At 46.2% G+C, this 18,535-nt stretch carries 18 protein-coding genes, 1 tRNA gene and 1 pseudogene; 7 read left to right on the top strand and 13 right to left on the bottom strand.

Going from position 1 to position 18,535, the window contains the following annotated elements; all coding sequences use genetic code 11:
* The first annotated feature begins 415 nt into the window (after positions 1-415).
* The gene (locus tag DWX76_RS08065; RefSeq protein WP_118570468.1) at positions 416-1,270 is read left to right on the top strand and encodes an ATP-binding protein; all 855 of its coding nucleotides are present in this window, start codon (positions 416-418) and stop codon (positions 1,268-1,270) included.
* Positions 1,271-1,335: 65 nt separating this feature from the next.
* A complete protein-coding gene (locus DWX76_RS08060; RefSeq protein ID WP_118570467.1) occupies positions 1,336-1,680 on the top strand; it encodes a cupin domain-containing protein in 345 nt (114 codons plus the stop codon).
* Positions 1,681-1,794: 114 nt separating this feature from the next.
* Here the strand turns inward: DWX76_RS08060 and DWX76_RS08055 are convergent, their stop codons facing one another.
* A complete protein-coding gene (locus DWX76_RS08055; RefSeq protein ID WP_118522614.1) occupies positions 1,795-2,706 on the bottom strand; it encodes a LysR family transcriptional regulator in 912 nt (303 codons plus the stop codon).
* Positions 2,707-2,905: 199 nt separating this feature from the next.
* Here DWX76_RS08055 and DWX76_RS08050 point away from each other — a divergent pair, with 199 nt between their 5' ends.
* A complete protein-coding gene (locus DWX76_RS08050; RefSeq protein WP_243022495.1) occupies positions 2,906-4,060 on the top strand; it encodes a hypothetical protein in 1,155 nt (384 codons plus the stop codon).
* A 117-nt stretch (positions 4,061-4,177) separates the two neighbouring features.
* Positions 4,178-5,026, top strand: a complete 849-nt coding sequence (locus DWX76_RS08045) for an aminotransferase class IV (RefSeq protein WP_118570466.1) — start codon at positions 4,178-4,180, stop codon at positions 5,024-5,026.
* Between the two features lie 179 nt (positions 5,027-5,205).
* Here DWX76_RS08045 and DWX76_RS08040 read toward each other — a convergent pair.
* The 5 genes from DWX76_RS08040 to nifS form a co-directional block, all read right to left on the bottom strand.
* Positions 5,206-5,295: transfer RNA gene (locus tag DWX76_RS08040), tRNA-Ser, on the bottom strand.
* A gap of 81 nt (positions 5,296-5,376) precedes the next feature.
* Complete coding sequence (locus tag DWX76_RS08035; protein WP_118570465.1) at positions 5,377-6,597, bottom strand: N-acetylmuramoyl-L-alanine amidase; 1,221 nt, start codon at positions 6,595-6,597, stop codon at positions 5,377-5,379.
* Between the two features lie 140 nt (positions 6,598-6,737).
* Positions 6,738-7,817 carry a tRNA 2-thiouridine(34) synthase MnmA gene (gene mnmA, locus DWX76_RS08030; RefSeq protein ID WP_118570464.1) on the bottom strand — a complete coding sequence of 360 codons (1,080 nt, stop codon included), beginning with the start codon at positions 7,815-7,817 and terminating at the stop codon, positions 6,738-6,740.
* The gene (gene nifU, locus DWX76_RS08025; RefSeq protein ID WP_022358753.1) at positions 7,817-8,254 is read right to left on the bottom strand and encodes a Fe-S cluster assembly scaffold protein NifU; all 438 of its coding nucleotides are present in this window, start codon (positions 8,252-8,254) and stop codon (positions 7,817-7,819) included. The genes mnmA and nifU overlap by 1 nt, the downstream gene beginning before the upstream one ends.
* Positions 8,255-8,427: 173 nt before the next feature.
* Entirely contained in the window at positions 8,428-9,615 is a 1,188-nt protein-coding gene (gene nifS / locus DWX76_RS08020) for a cysteine desulfurase NifS (RefSeq protein ID WP_022358754.1), read from the bottom strand.
* A gap of 780 nt (positions 9,616-10,395) precedes the next feature.
* Between nifS and DWX76_RS08015 the strand changes: the two genes are divergently transcribed.
* Positions 10,396-11,334, top strand: a complete 939-nt coding sequence (locus DWX76_RS08015) for a LysR family transcriptional regulator (RefSeq protein ID WP_118471832.1) — start codon at positions 10,396-10,398, stop codon at positions 11,332-11,334.
* A 219-nt stretch (positions 11,335-11,553) separates the two neighbouring features.
* Here DWX76_RS08015 and DWX76_RS08010 read toward each other — a convergent pair whose 3' ends face one another.
* Both DWX76_RS08010 and DWX76_RS08005 read right to left on the bottom strand, forming a co-directional pair.
* Entirely contained in the window at positions 11,554-11,763 is a 210-nt protein-coding gene (locus tag DWX76_RS08010; protein ID WP_118570463.1) for a hypothetical protein, read from the bottom strand.
* Positions 11,764-11,774: 11 nt separating this feature from the next.
* A complete protein-coding gene (locus tag DWX76_RS08005) occupies positions 11,775-12,158 on the bottom strand; it encodes a nuclear transport factor 2 family protein (RefSeq protein ID WP_118471828.1) in 384 nt (127 codons plus the stop codon).
* 230 nt (positions 12,159-12,388) lie between these two features.
* Between DWX76_RS08005 and DWX76_RS08000 the strand changes: the two genes are divergently transcribed.
* The gene (locus DWX76_RS08000; RefSeq protein ID WP_118570462.1) at positions 12,389-12,721 is read left to right on the top strand and encodes a winged helix-turn-helix transcriptional regulator; all 333 of its coding nucleotides are present in this window, start codon (positions 12,389-12,391) and stop codon (positions 12,719-12,721) included.
* Positions 12,722-12,857: 136 nt separating this feature from the next.
* Here the strand turns inward: DWX76_RS08000 and DWX76_RS07995 are convergent, their stop codons facing one another.
* A complete protein-coding gene (locus tag DWX76_RS07995; RefSeq protein ID WP_118570479.1) occupies positions 12,858-13,403 on the bottom strand; it encodes a flavodoxin family protein in 546 nt (181 codons plus the stop codon).
* Positions 13,404-13,655: 252 nt separating this feature from the next.
* Here DWX76_RS07995 and DWX76_RS07990 point away from each other — a divergent pair.
* Positions 13,656-14,357 (top strand): annotated as a pseudogene (locus tag DWX76_RS07990) (transposase); the annotation flags it as partial.
* A 194-nt stretch (positions 14,358-14,551) separates the two neighbouring features.
* Here the strand turns inward: DWX76_RS07990 and DWX76_RS07985 are convergent.
* The 4 genes from DWX76_RS07985 to DWX76_RS07970 form a co-directional block, all read right to left on the bottom strand.
* A complete protein-coding gene (locus tag DWX76_RS07985; RefSeq protein WP_182429757.1) occupies positions 14,552-14,839 on the bottom strand; it encodes an antibiotic biosynthesis monooxygenase family protein in 288 nt (95 codons plus the stop codon).
* 101 nt (positions 14,840-14,940) lie between these two features.
* Positions 14,941-16,278 carry an alanine/glycine:cation symporter family protein gene (locus tag DWX76_RS07980; RefSeq protein ID WP_118471822.1) on the bottom strand — a complete coding sequence of 446 codons (1,338 nt, stop codon included), beginning with the start codon at positions 16,276-16,278 and terminating at the stop codon, positions 14,941-14,943.
* A 35-nt stretch (positions 16,279-16,313) separates the two neighbouring features.
* Positions 16,314-17,057 carry a gamma-glutamyl-gamma-aminobutyrate hydrolase family protein gene (locus DWX76_RS07975; protein ID WP_182429756.1) on the bottom strand — a complete coding sequence of 248 codons (744 nt, stop codon included), beginning with the start codon at positions 17,055-17,057 and terminating at the stop codon, positions 16,314-16,316.
* Positions 17,058-17,335: 278 nt separating this feature from the next.
* Positions 17,336-18,514 (bottom strand): pyridoxal phosphate-dependent aminotransferase, encoded by a 1,179-nt coding sequence (locus DWX76_RS07970; protein ID WP_107001267.1) that lies wholly within the window; start codon positions 18,512-18,514, stop codon positions 17,336-17,338.
* Between the last annotated feature and the right edge of the window lie 21 nt (positions 18,515-18,535).

Genomic DNA, 18,535 nt, shown 5'->3' with positions numbered 1-18,535 from the left:
ATCTCCGATTTTCTTTCCTTTTCTATTTCTATTTTTATCTCTATGAATCCTCTTTAAAACTCTAATAATTCCCATCCGCCCGATCACTCTGTCAAATGACTTATTCAACCAGTTCCACCAAATCACATCGAACTGCCCTCGCTGAATCTTATCAATCCAGCTTTGCATCATCAGGCTATATAAGTATTAATTATAGTACATGGATATGGGAAAGTAAAGGGAGGATAACAGCTCTCGCCAGCTATTATAACTTTTCAAAAATGTTGTAAAAACAACGGACTTTTCTATGCCGGACGATTATACTTATCATGTACTTAAGAAAACAAAAAATCAAAATAGATGTTCTGACATATCTCATCCTTTCATGTATGAAGATCGGTCAGATGCACATGAATAAGAAAGACGAGGAATTTATATGGTACGAAGAATTGTAGAAATTGATCAGAAAAAATGCAACGGCTGCGGTCTCTGCGCTTCCGCCTGTCATGAGGGCGCGATCGGCATGGTGGACGGTAAAGCAACCCTTTTAAAAGATGATTACTGTGACGGCCTGGGCGACTGTCTGCCAGCCTGTCCGACTGGCGCGATCTCCTTTGTCGAGCGCGAGGCGGCGGCTTACGATGAGGCGGCAGTCCAGGTCCACATGGCAGCACGCAAAGCAAAGCAGGTATTAGAGGCAAACGCAGCGGCAAACACATCCGCACGTTCCGAAGCAAAACCGGCGACACCGGCATTTGGCGGATGTCCTGGATCCATGAGCCGTTTCCTGAAACGTCCTGACACAGCTGCTTCCCATGCATCCTCAGCAGCCACATCCACAGGCGGTCCTGGCATTGCTGCTTCCGCTATCACACATGACAATTTTTCTGAATCCGCTGCTTGTGACCATTCAGAAAACACCCCAATAAGCGCTCTGTCCAACTGGCCAGTTCAGATCAAATTAGCCCCGATCCGCGCCCCGTATTTCGACGGTGCCAAACTTTTGGTCGCTGCCGACTGTACCGCTTACGCATACAGCCGCTTCCATCAGGACTTTATCCATGGTAAAATAACTTTGATCGGATGTCCAAAGCTTGACAGCATCGACTACTCCGAAAAGCTGACCGAAATCATCCGCAGCAACGACATCAAGAGCGTGACCGTTGTCCGCATGGAGGTTCCGTGCTGCGGCGGTATCGAGCACGCCGTGAAAAAAGCCCTGCAGGAAAGCGGAAAATTCATTCCGTGGCAGGTGACGACGATTTCGATTGATGGAAGGATCTTAGATTAACCCTTTTTCTGAGAATCTGCACATTATAAACAACTATAAATCTTTTATTATGGAGGAGGAACACCATGGAATACCCATATATCAAAAACATCACCCATGAAAAAGTTCAGACTTTAACCAACCTGGTAAATGCCGAGGACGGTCAGATCGTCAGCAAGACACTGGCGCAGAATGAGGCGGTCAGCGTTACCCTGTTCGCATTCGCAAAGGGCGAGGAGATCTCCACCCACGATTCCACCGGCGATGCGATGGTAACGGTTCTGGAAGGCACCGGACGTTTTACCGTTGACGGCGTTGAGCATCTCGTTCATGCCGGTGAAGTGCTCGTCATGCCGGCGAAAAAGCCGCACGCGGTGTTTGCGCCAGAGGCATTTAAGTGGATGCTGACGGTTATTTTCCCATTTAACTAAAAATCTTATCATCCATCCAAAAACAGGCATACCGCAAGATTCTTGAATCACTTCAAACAAAGACTCTGCGATATGCCCGTTTTTATTTTTACTAATTATCTTAAAACCAATTACTTACTCCACGTACTCATGCGTCTCCACCCACTGCAGCAGCTTTTCAATCGCCGGATTCGGGTTGCTCTGACGCCATGCGATCTCAAAATCAAGTTCTTCCGGGCTGCCGTCCGCGCGGAGAAGCGGAACCACCACCAGATTCCGCGCATTCCGATAATGGCGGACGGCATATTCCGGGAGAATCGCCACGCCAAATCCCGCTGACACCTCCAGAAGCACCGTCTGTACCTCCCGTTCACGCGCCACGATATTCGGTATAAAACCGCCCTTATTGTAACAAATCAATACTTCTTCCGCCTCATCGTTGGAACGTCCCTGCGGCTGCATGATGATAAAGTCTTCCCGCGCCAGATCACGGTACATCAGATGGCTCTCTCCCGCCAGCGTGTGTCCCGGATAAAGAACCGCCATCATCGGAAACCGTTTGAGGAATCGATGCTTTAAATCCTCGTAATTCTGCGTGTACAAAGACAGATTAAACGCAAGATCGCAGGTTCCATTATCTAACAGCTCATAGAGCGCACTCATATTTTCCCGCAGCAGATGAATCGAAATATTCGGGTACGCCTCATGAAAACTTCTGAGCGTCTCCGAAAAACGGCTCTGCTCATATCCCCGGATAAATCCGATCGTCAGCTCCCCAGCTACGCCTTCCGCTGCCGTCCGCGCGAGCTTCGCCGCCTCCTCGGCGCGGACCAGAATCGCCCGCGCCTCGTTCAGATATACCTTTCCCGCCGCCGTCAGCTCGACATGGTGCTTGTCCCGCACAAAAAGCGGCACCCCGATCTTCTCCTCCAACGACCGAATCTGCAGCGTCATCGCTGTCTGCGAAATAAAACATTTTTTCGCCGCCCGCGTAAAATTCAGCTGCTCCGCCGCCGCCACAAAATATTCCATTTGTTTTAAATTCATCTCATTTCCCCATTTCTATATCCTATATGTAATCGCGTCTTTTCGATCGAGCAGAAAAATGAATCACGCCGTCCAATTTACGGGCTTTCGATCTGGCTTTTCCTGTTTTGTTATAAGTTTCCCTTATTATAATATCTGTTCTTTCTATTGGCAAGTTTTTCATTCATCCTTTATAATTTTTAATAGTCAACAAAAGAAAGTGAGTGAAAGGTATGAAACAATTCAAAAATTTCTACGAAGCACATACGCCAAGTACATTCTGCCGGGCGTCCTGCTGCAATCGGTTCTGATTGGCGGCGGCTATGCAACCGGACGTGAGATTTATTCTTACGGTGCAAAATTCGGAGCGATGGGCTGGATCTCCGGACTGACGATCGGCATCGGTTTTGCCCTGTTTGCCTTCCTGACCTTTGAGATCTGCCGGATCTACAAGGTTTACGATTATAAAAACTATATCAAGCAGGTCATTGGACCGCTCTGGCCGATGATGGATATTTTAACTGTCCTCATCGCGATTCTGCTGATTGCCGTTATGGCAGCCGCAACTGGAAGTATTTTCGAGCAGGTCGGACTTCCGAATATTCTCGGCTCCGTTGTGATCGTTCTGATCTGCGGACTCCTGAACTTTAAGGGTTCCAAGGTGATCGAGAAATTTGAATCGATCGGTACTATTTTACTGTATGGCGGCTATATTCTGTTTACAATTCTGGTACTCGTCAACAAGGGCAGCAACATTTCCCATGTATTCAGCACGATGGACACCAGCACCTACGACGGCTCTGTCACTGTTCCGCTGTGCATTTACACCGGTATCCTGTATGTTGCCTACAACATCAATTCCATCCCGATGGGCATGTTCTCCCTGACACGCCAGACCAAACGGAAAGAAACCTTTATTTCCGGTCTGATCGCCGGTCTTCTGATGGTTATTCCGTGGTTTTTGTCTTACTTTGCGATGATGTGCTTCTACGGTGACACCTCCATCGTCGGCGCGGATGTCACAACCCCGTGGATGGAAATGATCAAGGCAGTCAACGGCGGACCGGCACTGATGGCACTGTTCAGTCTCGTTATGGGCTGGACGCTGGTTGAGACGGCAACTGGCTGCATCCACATGATCATCGACCGTTTCGACGTTGCCATGGAGGAAAAGGGCGCTGCCAAGCTGTCCGATACAAACCGCGGTCTGATTACGGTCATCACGCTGATCGCTGCACTCGTATTATCCCGCGTCGGCGTTGTCACCTTGATCGAGCAGGGCTATTCGTACCTGTCTTACGGATTTATCCTCTTCTACCTGCTGCCGACGCTGCTGGTAGGCGGATATAAGATTATTAAACATAAAGACAAATAAATATGTAATGATAAGAACACATCCGCCTGTGGGAGATTTCATCTTATAGACGGATGTGGTATAATGTAAACACTTGACGAGGTATTTTCGAATCAACATAGAAAGGAAGTATATGCAATGAAATATGTCGGATATTACAATGGAGAAATCGGCCCCCTCGAGGAAATGAAAATCCCGATGTTGGACCGCGCCGTTTATTTTGGAGATGGCTGCTACGATGCCACCACCTTTGCAAACAACAACATTTTTGCCGCAGACGACCACCTCGACCGTTTCTACAACAGCTGCAAGCTGCTGGAAATCCCGTTTGAAATGTCGCGCGAAGAACTGCGTGCCGAGCTGCAGAAATGCATCGATGCCAATGAGATTGACCACGGTATGCTGTACTGGCAGTGTTCCCGCGGAACTACCTATCGTGGACATCAGTTTCCACCTGCTTCCGTAAAACCAAATCTGATGATTTTTACTGTTCCGTGCGACCTGATTCCATTTGATAAGACTTTCCGCCTGATCTCGATGGAGGACACCCGTTTCCTGCACTGCAACATCAAGACGCTGAACCTGATTCCAAGTGTCATCGCTTACCAGCGCTGCATCGAACAGGGCTGCCAGGAAACGGTCTTCCACCGCGGCGAACGCGTCACCGAATGCGCCCACAGCAATATCTTAATCATCAAGGACGGCGTTCTCTGCACCCCACCGAGAGATAATCTGATTCTTCCGGGCATCACGTTAAAACATCTGCTGATGTTAGCTGAGAAAAACGGCATCCCGACCAGCGAGGCACCATTTACCATGCAGGAACTGGCAGACGCCGACGAAATCATCGTCAGCAGCTCCGGCGGGCTCTGCATCCAGGCCGTTGAACTCGATGGAAAACCAATCGGAGGAAAAGATCCGAAGACGCTGAAGACTTTGCAGGATGCTTATGCGAAGTTTTATGCGGAAGATACGAAGGTACGGTAAAAATCCATAAATTTGCCAATCAAGGGCTGTCACTCAAAACGTGGCAGCTCTTTTTCGCTTGCGACATGTTTCTGCTTCGCGCAAGTGCGCATCCTCGCGGAGCATTTTTTGTTTCATAGGACGCAATTTCCTATGAAATAAAATAAGGGATCCCTGTATTTACAAGGATCCCCAGGACGCGGAGACGGAGGGATTCGAACCCTCGTGCCGGGATGAACCGACAAACGCATTTCGAGTGCGCCGCGTTACGGCCGCTTCGCTACGTCTCCAGATATTAGGTGTTTCTCTTCGAAACACCTATACTATTATACATGATAGTTTGACTTTTGTCATCTGTTTTTTTTCACTATTTACTGATAATACGCATCAATTCCGTTCGCAATTCCCCCGGCAATCAATTCCTGATAATCATCCTGTGCCATCTTCTGGTCTTCTTCCGGGTTGCTCATAAAGCCCATCTCGACAATGGAAACCGGTATCTTACACCAGTTGATGCTGCTCATGCTGTCTGTCTCCTGCACACCGCGGTTCTTGAAGCCGGTTGCCGCGCAGACAGAGTCCGTGATCTTCTTGGAAAGAGAATAGCTTGCCGCGTGAAGCCCGCCGTTGTACGGGTTGGACGCCGTCTGGCACATGGAAAGAGTACCGTTGACCGTCGTGTTATCCAACGAATTACCGTGAATCCGGACGAAAATGGAGGCGCCGCTCTTGTTGGCGATCTCCGCTCTCTCCGCATTGCTTAAGTTGACATCGTTGGACTCCCGGATCATGACGACCTGATAGCCTCTCTCTTCCAGAATCCGTTTTAACTTCTTCGAAACTGATAAAGTCAGCTCATATTCCGGCAGCTTCGTCGATACGCCCTCGGTGCCGGAAGCCACCTTCGCCTTCATGGTCGAGGAGCCCGGTCCAACTGGTTCTTTGTCCGGATTGCCCTTTGCCTGATGTCCCGCGTCGATCGCTACGATACGTCCGTTGGACACCGGTGCACCCTGTGCATCCGCTTCTGCCCCCTGCGCTGTGACCGTCGCTTCCTCACTGCCCGGTTCGGTCGTCGTCAGGTATTCGGAACGGATAAAACAGCTCTTGTCCTTATAAAGCACCTCGCTCCAGCCGTCTCCGATACCGACGCGCTGCACGCTGTCGCCCTGATTCAGCTGTGTCACAATCTCATACTCCGTTCCACAGCCCGAACGCACATTGAGCAGGTTCTCAGTCGCATACACTGTCTCGTCGACACTCCGGAAGCCGCTCGCCGTCGTTTTGTCACTCTCCAGCTCGCTCTGGTCCGCAACCGCTGCTGCATCCGCCTCCTGAATGCCCTGTGCATCTTCCAGCTCCAGACTTCGCTTTGCCGCATTCGGCACCTGTTTCTTCGCTGTCTGTTCCGCCGGTTCTGTCTCAGCAGCCGCCATCTGCACCTGCTTCTGTGCCTGATTCGGAAGGGTAAATCCCGCATGGCTTACGCCAATGGAACCCGCCGCGACCACAATCGCGGTCACCGCCGCCCAGAAACGTTTCCGATAATCCGGTGTGCCTGGCTTTCTTTTTCTGCTTTCTCCTCTTGCCATTTATAAAAAACTCCAATCTTACAGAAGATTCTAACCTCTCCATGATCCGCGCATTCACTGTTTCCAATCAATCGCATCGCAACACAACTTTGATGCCGACAGAGATTTCTGCCCAATTAAAATCTTCTTTCATTTCTAAATTATTCGATCGTACCGCCGCCTACGACATATTCGCCGTCATAAAAAACGACTGCCTGTCCCGGCGTCGCCGCTCTCTGCGGCTCATCAAATACGCATTCCACCCGATCTTCGCCAATCTTGCGGATCGTACAGGATGCCCCTTTGTGACTGTAACGAATCTTCGCATTAACGCGCATCTCCTGATCGCCCAGATCCTCAATCGCCATCCAGTTGAGGTTCCGGCAGGTCAGGCGGTTAGAAAAGACGTCCTCATTTTCCCCGATCACAACCTCGTTCGTCTCCGGACGGATCTCCGTCACGAACACCGGATGACCGAGTGCCAGATTTAAGCCCTTTCTCTGTCCCACCGTATAATGGGTAATTCCTTTATGATGACCTAAAATATTGCCGTACTTATCTACAAAATTGCCTTCGTCAATCCGGCAATTACTATTTTCCTCGATAAATTTTGCATAATCGTTGTCCGGCACGAAACAGATCTCCTGACTGTCCGGCTTGTGTGCCACCGGAAGTCCAATCTCCTCCGCCATCTCTCGAATCTTGTCTTTCGTATATTCGCCGACCGGCATCAAAGTGTGTGCAAGCTGATGCTGGGTCAGGTTATAAAGCGCGTAGGTCTGATCTTTCGCCGCCGTCGCAGACTTGCAGATCGCATAGCGGCCATCCGGCAGCTTTCTCACGCGCGCATAATGTCCCGTTGCAATATAATCAGCCCCAATTTCCAGACTTCTCTGCAAAAGGGACTCCCATTTTACATATCGGTTACAGGCAATACATGGATTCGGCGTGTGTCCGTCCAGATATTCCTGTACAAAGTAATCCATGACATTTTCTTTGAACTCTTTTTTGAAGTTCATCACGTAATACGGGATCTCAAGCCGTTCCGCAACCCGTCTGGCATCATCGACAGCGCTCAGGCCACAGCAGCCGCCGTGCTCTTCCTGCTCTACATTCGTCTCATCCTGCCAGATCTGCATTGTAACGCCGATCACATCGTATCCTTGTTCTTTTAAAAGCCAGGCAGCCACGGAGGAGTCAACTCCTCCTGACATGCCGACTACTACTTTTTTCTTTTTCATCAATACTCTTCTTCGACGTCTTCCTCGCCGATATCCGTCTTCGGTTTTACGAGTCCTTTGATCTCAATGCCATTCTTCTGAGCATAATCCCAGAGAGCAGCGTGAATTGCCTCCTCTGCGAGCAGAGAACAGTGTACCTTAACTGGCGGAAGTCCGTCCAGTGCCTCCATAACGGCTTTGTTGGTAACTTCCATCGCTTCCTGGATGGTTTTTCCTTTTACCATCTCGGTCGCCATGCTGCTGGTCGCAACGGCTGCACCGCAGCCAAATGTTTTAAATTTTACATCCTGGATGATCTGGTTGTCATCGATATCCAGGTAAATACGCATAATATCACCGCATTTTGCGTTGCCGACGGTACCCATACCGCTGGCATTTTCAATCTCGCCTACATTTCTCGGATGCTGGAAATGATCCATTACTTTCTCTGAATACATCGGGTGTTTCCTCTCTATATCTTCATTCACTGTGTACGTGTACAGTAACGGAATTTGCCGTGCTTTCGCCTTTAAATACGGCAAATTTCTGCTGCCACCACGTTATCCTACGGCACTTTCAGTTGCAAAAGTACCTATCTGTAGATGTTCATTTTGCTTAAAATGTCTAAATCTTACTGCTGCGGATGTTTCTTAATGTAATCCTCATACAGCGGAGACATAGAACGAAGACGTTCTACAATCTTCTTTAAGCAGTCTACCGTGAAATCAATCTGCTCCATGGTTGTCTCGGCTGACAGGGTCAGACGCAGGGAACCGTGTGCAATCTCATGCGGCAGTCCGATCGCCAGAAGTACATGGGACGGATCCAGGGATCCGGAGGTACATGCAGAACCGCTGGAACCACAGATGCCTTCCATGTCAAGCATGATCAGCATGGACTCACCCTCGATGAACTGGAATGCAAAGTTTGCATTGTTGGAAAGTCTCTGGGACGGATGTCCGTTGAGGCGTGCAAATGGAATTTCTTTTAATACACGCTCGATCAGGTGGTCACGCATCGCTTTTTCTTTTGCTGTGCGCTCTTCCATCGTCGCCATCGCAATCTCAACTGCCTTGCCGAATCCTACGATACCAGCCGTATTCTCGGTACCGCCGCGGCGTTTACGCTCCTGTGCGCCGCCGTGGATGAAGGAACGAGTCTTTAATCCGGTACGGATATAAAGGAAGCCGGTTCCCTTCGGTCCATTTAACTTGTGGGCGCTGGAACTGAGCATATCGATATGGCACTCATCTACATTGATCGGAACATGACAAAATGCCTGTACCGCATCGGTGTGGAATAAAATGCCGTGTTTCTTCGCAATCTCACCAATTTCCTTGATCGGCTCAATCGTACCGATCTCATTGTTTGCAAACATAACAGAGATTAGGATGGTGTCCGGACGGATCGCCTTCTCCAGCTCGTCTAATTTAACAACACCGAACTCATCTACATCCAGATAAGTAACCTCAAAGCCTCTCTGCTCCAGGTACTCACAGGTGTGCAGAATCGCATGGTGCTCAATCTTGGTCGTGATAATGTGCTTGCCCTTTGCCTGATATGCCTCTGCTGTGGAAATCAGCGCCCAGTTATCAGACTCCGTGCCGCCGTAGGTAAAGTAAATCTCGTTGGACTTTGCGCCCAGCGCTTTCGCGATCGTCTCGCGGGCCTGTGCAATCGCTCTCTTCGGCTCTGCCGAAAATTCATAAACGGAAGACGGGTTGCCGTAATACTCCGTAAAATACGGGAGCATTGCCTCCACTACTTCCGGACGCGTTTTGGTTGTCGCCGCATTGTCCAGATAAATCAACTGTTTCATAACTAATAAATCCGCCTTTCTTCTTAGTGTATGCACGCCTGCCTTTATTGTGATTGTATCACACGGAATCTCACGGCAGGAACTCCCCGCCTGTAAACATTTGCTGCGTACATAGTTTGTAGCATAAAGGTAAAAGCTTCATCTACGTTCTTTATTATTATATAGGAAAATTAAAAAAATACAAGCAAGAATGAGCGGGTTTTTGAAAAAACCTAGTTAAAAATGGGGTATATAATGTGCTCAAGCTATTCCACCCTACTTATCCAGACAATAAAAAACCGTCCAGCTAGGAGGGGTCAACTCCTGACTAAACGGTTTTTTATTAAATCTTTGCTCCACTTCTGCCTTGAAATCCGTTACCCAATCGGCAGCAATTCCGTGGAAACGCATGTTATCCTCCAAGAGGGAATCTTCGGATAACTGCTGTGGTGCTGTCATTGGCTTCTGACCGCACATGGAGGGTTGATGCAATAGGGTTTACATAAATAAAAAGAAATAAACTGGTAACGGATACCTGTCAATACTTATACATAAAAGGGATTGGTATAGAATCAGGTTGGTTCTTCACTTGACATATCGCTATTGTAATATTATTATATATTATTAGGATACTTCTAAGTGAAAACTCTTGTTTTTTCCTGATGGCTATAATATAACACGCATCGACTTGAAATGCCATCCCCGGAACGAGAATATAAATATTGTTTTTTTACAATAATATAAGCATTTAAAAATAGTTCTATAAAGCAAAGGCTAATTAAGCCAAATGGAGGCAGAAAAATGTATATTAAAAACCCGGAGTATTTTATTACCACCGTCCGTGAGGGAAGCATTTCCAAAGCGGCTGAAAAATTATATCTGTCACAGCCATATTTAAGCCAGTGTATCGCACGAACCGAAAAAGAATTAGGCGTCAAGCTCTTCGATCGCAGCCATATGCCACTCAAACTAACTGAGGCAGGAAAAATCTATATGCGTTATCTGGAAAGTGTCGGAGTCCTGACCGGGCAGTTTGAGGAACAGCTCGGCGAGCTGAAAACGGGACGCAGCCGTACTCTGAATGTCGGCATGACGCTGTGGCGCGGATCCGTCCTGCTGCCGGATATCCTGCCAAGCTACTCTGAAAGCCACCCGGATGTCCGCATCACCTTACGTGAACACCACACTGCCCAGCTTTCTAAGCTGTTACAGGAGGATCAGATCGATTTCGCCCTGATGAATATGCCGCTCAATCTGGATGATTTCGTCTATGACACCGTCTTCAATGAGCGCCTCCTTCTTGTAGCCAGCAAGGACCATCCGGCTATCCGCGGTCTGGAAGCAGGCACTCCGGATCATCCGCTTCCAATCGATATGAAAAAGCTGCGCCGGGAACGCTTCATCCTGCTGCAGGAGGATCAGGTCATGGGACACGCCATGAAAAACCTCTTTGCCAAGATGAATATGGAGCCAAAGGATGCCCTATACACCACCAGCAGTACGACTTCGGTCAACCTAGCGGCAAGAGGGTTCGGCATCACCTTCCTCCCGGAAGGCGGAATCCGCCACACTGCCCACGTGGAGCAGCTTGCATTCTTCACCGTAGACAATCCACCGTTCAGCGTGCCGCTGCTGCTTTTATATAAGAAGAACAGCATTATTTCACCACACGCGAAGGATTTTATCGATATGGTGAAGGAGTATTACCGGAATCTGGAAGCAAACAAAATAAAAGAATAAAGCCATAGGCTCTATTAAGCACAAAAAGCACATGAAAGTCTTCTATTGTTCCCAAATGTCTTTCATGTGCTTTTCGCATTTGCTTCTTCTGCTTAAACTTCCTCTTGATCCAGCTCCAGTCCTTTGACCATATTTTCGAATTCATATAGTAGGTCAATATACTCTTTTGCCATATTCCAAACAGGCTGCTACATCTCCCTCAATGTGGCAGCCTGCTCATCACTTTTTCATCAATCCCGCACTGCTCTTCCATGCCATCATCATAACATCCACTGAATCATCATATAGGTTGGCATCAGAAATAGATATGGGTTTACTCCAAAGCTTTTTCATCTTTTCCTCACTTTCTATTTCGGTATGATTAAAAAGTTTCCTATCATCCAAAATATGCGCAGCAGTTACAAGAACCGCTGCGCCAAATCCAAACAACTATTTTTTAATTACCGCTGAATCGTGTTGGAATTCTGATTGTATGCTTTCGCTACGCACTTCCATTCACCATTCATCTTTAACAGAAGCAATACATCTGTGAAATCAATCCGATTGCCCCAGCCTTCTTCCAGAACACGTACAACCGCAAGTGATTCCTCTACCAGAAGTACATCAACGCGGGCTTTAAAATTGTCTCCACCAGGAACGGTATCTACATTATGATAAAACTGCTCAATCGAACCATGCTCCAGTTTTCCATCCAGATAGCCAAACAGAACCGCTTCATCGGTAAACAGCTCTTTCGCATATTTACTGTTTCCCTCTGCGACACTCTTAACAAATTTCATTGCTGCTTCTTCTACCGCCTGGTACTCTTTTAATTCTGCTCTCATAATCGTTTCCTCCTTAATGAATACATTTTAATTTTATGTAAAGCAATTTGCCTTATATGTTTATTTTCTTTCGCGGTGTCCAAGCTGTTCATGTAAGAGGACATCCATCCGCACATTCTTTTCGGTTCAAATTGACTTTACTTAATAACTATATTATAATTATATCAATAATAATCAAAAGAACAAGTACGCACATAAAAGTGCAATACTAACCAAAAGGAGAGTGTAAAATGGAGGCCCGCTGCATATCAAAAGAACAATTGGAAACCACTGGATTTAGCTACACACTGTCATTAATCAACGGAAAATACAAAATGACCATCCTCTATACCCTGATGGAATTTGGTGTCGTCCGTTTCAATGAAATGAAAAAGTATATCGGTGGAATTTCTTACAAAACACTTAGTTCTACCCTAAAAGAACTTGAAATGGATCAATTAATTCATCGCGAAGAATACCCACAAATTCCTCCAAAAGTAGAATACAGCTTAACCGAGCGCGGAAAGTCCCTGATTCCCATTTTAGACGGAATGTGTGACTGGGGTGACAAGCATCGGCTATAATTTCATACCCACAAACACCATCCTGGCTTTTCTTCTAAAAAGTGATGGCCGGCGTTTGTGCTCTTCACTCCGCTCTTCCATTCAAATATGCCTTTGAACCGTTTATTTTCCGAAAATGGGCAGCAATAGACATAAATTAAATGCTTTTTCCTAATTCATATGCCTGTTCCACTTCTTTTTTCCCGTCAACGTCTCCCGGCATCATATTGCCGCCCGCCAGGACATGGCCCAGATTTTTCCATCTTAAATATTCCATCAGGTGATCGTAATATACCACCGCATCCTCAAACCCATTTCCTTCCGCTGCCATCAGAAGTGCAGATGACTTATTGCCGCGAAGGTAATTTTTATTTCCTTCTTCAAGTGCAAACAAACGATCCACTGCCGTCCGGAGCTGCCCACTCATATTCCAATAATATAGCGGTGATGCCATAACAACGACATCTGCCTCTTTCACCGGCTGATAAATCTGCTGCATATCATCTTTTTGGACGCAGGGATATTCTTCCTCATTTTTTCCTCCAAAACATCCTTTACAGCCATGGATCTCCATCTTTCCAAGCCGGAAAATCCGGACGGTATTTCCGGCCTCCTCGGCGCCTTTTGAAAATGCATTTACTAATGCAGCTGTATTTCCCTTTTCCCTCGGGCTTCCATTTAAAATTACAATTTTCTTATTCACAAACTCTTCCTCCATGCTTGAATATATATCAATACTCTGCCCCCTATTTCCGGAGCAGCCAAAAGGGGCTGTCGCACTAAGTGAAAATTAGTGCGGCAGCACTTTTTTGTAAAAATTTAAGAGCCCGGCTTCGAAAAGTCGGGCTCTTGGTGTAAAATTAATGTATGACCAAACACATTAAATTACAGAAAGATTATACTGCATGGAGTTGATTCGGAATATATCACCTAGCTCACAGTAAACCCAAATCCAACAGATACCAAAACCCTGATCCCATTTTTGAAAGATATGGAACAGAACCTGGGATTCAAGTACACAGAGATAGTTGCTGATGCTGGTTATGAAAGTGAGGAGAATTATCTATTTATTGAGACCAATGGGCAGACGGCATTCATCAAGCCAAACAACTATGAAATCTCAAAAAAGCGTAGATTCAAAACAGATATCGGAAAAATGGAGAACATGGACTACGATAAGGAGAATGATTTTTATATATGTAAGAACAATCAAAAATTGACAGTCCCGTATGAAAAGAAGGGAAAAACGGCAACCGGCTATAGAAGAACTACAACTGTCTATAAATGTTCCGACTGCAGTGGTTGTCCTTATAAAACGGATTGCATTAAAGGCAATAATTGCAAAACATCAATGGAACAGCGTAGTAAAACACTGTATGTTTCAAAAACCATGAAGCAGCAACGAGCAGAAGAACTTGAACGTATAACCAGCCCATACGGAATTCAGCTCCGAGTAAATCGAAGTATACAAGCAGAGGGATCCTTCGCTTCTGTAAAACAGGATATGGAATTCAGACGATATATGTACCGCGGAAAAGAAAACGTCACTGCACAAAGCGTCATTCTTGCAATCGCACACAATATCAATAAACTTCATAATAAAATACAGACCGAAAAGACAGGACAGCATCTGTTTAAGCTGAAAGAAACAGCATAAATTTTGATAATTCAAAAAAGGAAAGAAATCCCAGGCCTTCTTCGAGAAAGGTCTGGGTAAGTATGCTCAAAATCAACAACGGGTAGGGAAAAGAGCTAAATCTAAACGTTTTTCCTTAAAATAAAAGGGTTGCAGTAGCGATTTTTTAAATCGTTACTGCAACACATCCCTTCAGCTTTACCATTTACCGGCCTTTATTTTTCATAGACATCTGATACTTCTGCTTCTACATATTTTTTATAAAGCTCATTCCACTCATTCTGAACCAGTTCAGAGCTGCAATGCGCTTTAAAATCAGCCTCCTTTTCCCAGGCATCGGATACTACCATTTTATCAGAGTCCGTGATCGATTCACCAATCTGATAATAAATATTACCCTTTTGCTCGCGGAAGTTTTCAATCAGCTGCAAGCGTCTGAGTTCCGCTGCGTATTCACTTCTTTTCCCACTTTTAATCGTCAGTACTGCAACAAAGTTTGTCATCTTTCCATCTACCATTTATTTAATACTAATACTTTCAAGTTTACACGTTTTTGTATTTCAATAGTGCCGATTACACTGCAACCATCCACAAAATCATCCTCTTACGCCTCTACTTCCCCATTTTTCAGACGTTTAAAGTAATCAAGTGTCAGTTCCCGCATTTTCGGAACCCAGAACATAATGCCAATGACATGAACTAAAATTATAATCATATTTCCGACATCTACCCACGGCAGAGCTGCATCTACACCAACCGTTCCGCCTAAGAAGCAAAATACAACTACCAGCACCTGCATTATTTTTCTGGCTGCTTTACCGAGCAGGTTCTCTGCCAGAATTCCGGAAGAAGTTGACATGGATAACGCCGAGGATGCTGCAAACAAAATCAAGCTGATGGAAGCTACCAGTCTTCCGATTAAGCCAATCGTGCCAAATGCATTGATTGCAAGGACAGAACCCGGAGCACCTGTTGTCCATGTTCCAGTTACCAAAATAACCATCGCACTGAATGTACAGATAACCATCGTACACATAAATACTTCAAAAATACCGAACATTCCCTGTTTTACCGGTTCATTGGTATTCGCCTGGGCATGAAGGATACTTGCACTTCCGTTTCCGCCATCATTCGAATAAACACCTCTTGCGCATCCATTTTTAATCGTAGCTGAGAGCGCCGCTCCTGCAAATCCGCCGGTTGCTGCCGTTCCGGTAAATGCGTTCGTAAAGATAGATACAAATGCTGGAACAAAATTTTGAATATTTAAAATAATCAGGATTGCTCCCGCTGCCATGTAAATAAATGCCATCGTCGGGACCAGTTTATCGGTTACCTTTACCAGGGCACCTAATCCGCCCAGGAGAACTGCAATAATAATCACGCAGCAGATAATGGTTGTAATCATTGGTTGGACGCCAAACGTAGCAACGGATGATGTAATGGCTCCTGTATGTACGCCGCAGCCAATTCCCATACCAAAGCAACAGGATACCGCCCAAATCCATCCAAGCGGTTTCCATATCTTCGCCAGATAAATATTGGCTCCGCCACGCCACTGTCCATTTTCATCTTTCTGCCGTGTGTAAACGCCCAGCAGAGCCTCCGCATATTTTAAAGCCATCGCGATAAATCCAATCACCCACATCCAAAAGACAGCTCCCGGTCCACCCAGTGCAATTGCGCTGCCGACACCAATGATGTTTCCTGTTCCGATCGTGTTGGCCAGTGTAGCCACCATAGCCGACCAGCTGGAAATACCTGATTCATCCTTATGATGTGCTGCATCTCCAAAGGTTGTCTTAAGCATATGTCCAAAATGCTTGATCTGTACAAAATCGCAGGCGACCGTGATAACCAGACCTCCGCCAATCAGAACAATCAGCATCGGAAGTGTCCACATCCACCCAGTAAACGCCATAATTGCATTATAGATTGCCATACGTATCTCCCTTCTTAATAAGCTCTGCTTTCTTATTACTCGTACATAGATGCAAAATATACAAACATCCGATCCTGATCCAACGTTCCACTAACCGGATCCGCATGCATCAGTTCCGGATGCCACTGAACCGCGATAATCGGAAGTTCCTTATGGACCATTCCCTCTATAATGCAGCTTCGTTTACACTCCACTTCAACTTTTTCTTCATTTTCAATTTTTCTCATCCATTCTTCTTTTTCTCCTTTTGAAAGGATTCTGGAAAACCATACCTGACCAATCTTAAATCCCTTTCCCGGCTTCTTAACCGCCTGATGATGTGCAGAGTTTACAATTCCGCTCGCCCCATACATCAGCTCAAACGGTGTTCTCCGGATATTAATCGTATTATGCAGCTTAATTTCATCTGACTCATATGTATGCATACTGCCTTTTTCCAGATCCTGGATAAGGGTTCCTCCAAAATATATGTTGACAAGCTGCATTCCTCGGCAAATCGCTAAAATTGGTTTTTTAGCCTTAACGGCCGCGTCCACAACTGCAAGCTGAAGCTCATCCAGTTCCCGGTCCAGATTTTTGCTGCCCTGGTTCTCTTCCCCATAGAGAGCCGGGTCCACATCCGGAAGACCGCCTGGAAACAAGATGCCATCGCACTCTTCAACCACCTTCGGATCCAATGAAATAACCAGTTCTGTATCCAGATTTTTCATCGCATCTGAAATGCCATCATACATCCCGTGTTCGTCTCTTTCTCGTTCTACATACATGACTTTTTTCATTTGTTTGTTCCCCTCCTGTTTTGTCATTATAATAATTTTTTTGCAAAGCGATCTTTCTATAAGCTTGCTCCTATACAGCATTTGCAGTTCTCTTCCTCTTAAGAACTGTTCAAGTTGAAGGATCATGTCTCCAGTCATTGACAAACATCTGTAAAGGACAAACTGTAAAGCAAAATAATACTCAGACAGGTTGCCACACCTTCTGGATATGACAACCTGCTCAAGTTTTTTATATGTGTATTAGGTTGTATGAAGTCTATTTCTCTATAATTCTAAAATTACTTACGAATCTTCTCCACAAATTCCTTCAGTCTCTTGCATCCCTCAACAACATTCTCATAGCTGTTTGCAAAGGACATACGGATATAGTGGTCGCCTTCGCTTCCGAATACATCGCCCGGTACCATTGCTACCTTGGCATTTTCAAGAAGCAACGGGGCAAATTCCTGTCCACTCATGCCGAGTTTTTCGATGTTGATGAAGATGTAGAACGCACCCTTCGGGCAGCGGCAGCTCAGTCCGTCGATCTCGTTGATTGCTTTAACTGCATAGTCGCGGCGTCTCTGATACTCTTTTACCATGTCTGCTACTTCGTTCTTCTCTTCTTTCAGCGCTACGACGCCGGCTTTCTGTACGAAGGAACTTGCACAGGTAACCACGTGCTGATGCAGCTTATTGACAGTCTTGACAATCTCTTCGCTGCAGGCTGCGTAGCCGAGACGCCAGCCGGTCATGGAGTATGCTTTGGAGAAGCCGTTTAATGTGATGGTTCTCTCCTTCATGCCCGGAAGAGAGGCGATGCTGATGTGTTTTGCATCATCGTATAACAGTCTCTCATATACCTCATCTGATATAATCATGATATCGTTCTTCACAGCAATCTCTGCCAGTTCTTTCAGCACATCCTCTGCCAGCACACCGCCGGTCGGATTGCTCGGAGTGATAAGAACGAGTGCCTTGGTCCGTGGGGTAACCTTTGCACGAATCTCATCCAGATCAATCTGGTAATCATTCTCCTCTTTCAGTGTATAGGTAATCGGAACCGCGCCCAGAAGCTTCGGAACATTTAAGTAGTTTAACCAGCCCGGATTCGGAACCAGAACCTCATCGCCCTCGTCGAGAATTGCTGCCATGACATCAAAAACTGCCTCGGAAAGACCTACACTGACGATGATCTCAGTCGGTTTGTACTCTACATTGTTCTGCGTCTTTAATTTCCAGGCAATCGCCTCCCGCAGCTCCATGGTACCAAAGTTGGAAGTATAGAATACATCGCCTTTTTTGATATCCTCGATGCAGGCATTCTTGATGTATTCCGGTGTATCGAAATCCGGACGTCCTAACTCAAAGTGAATGACCGTCTCTCCTGCGCGCTCCATTGCCAGCGCCTTTTCGTTTACTTTACGGATTCCAGACGGAACCAGTTCATCCATTCTTTTTGCGAATAATTTATCCATAATAAAATCTCCTTTTCATTC

This window comes from Clostridium sp. AF21-20LB (assembly GCF_003478795.1).
Classification (GTDB): domain Bacteria; phylum Bacillota; class Clostridia; order Lachnospirales; family Lachnospiraceae; genus Otoolea; species Otoolea fessa.
The sequence above is the reverse complement of the archived record's forward strand: the minus strand, read 5'-3'. Positions and strand labels throughout refer to the sequence as shown.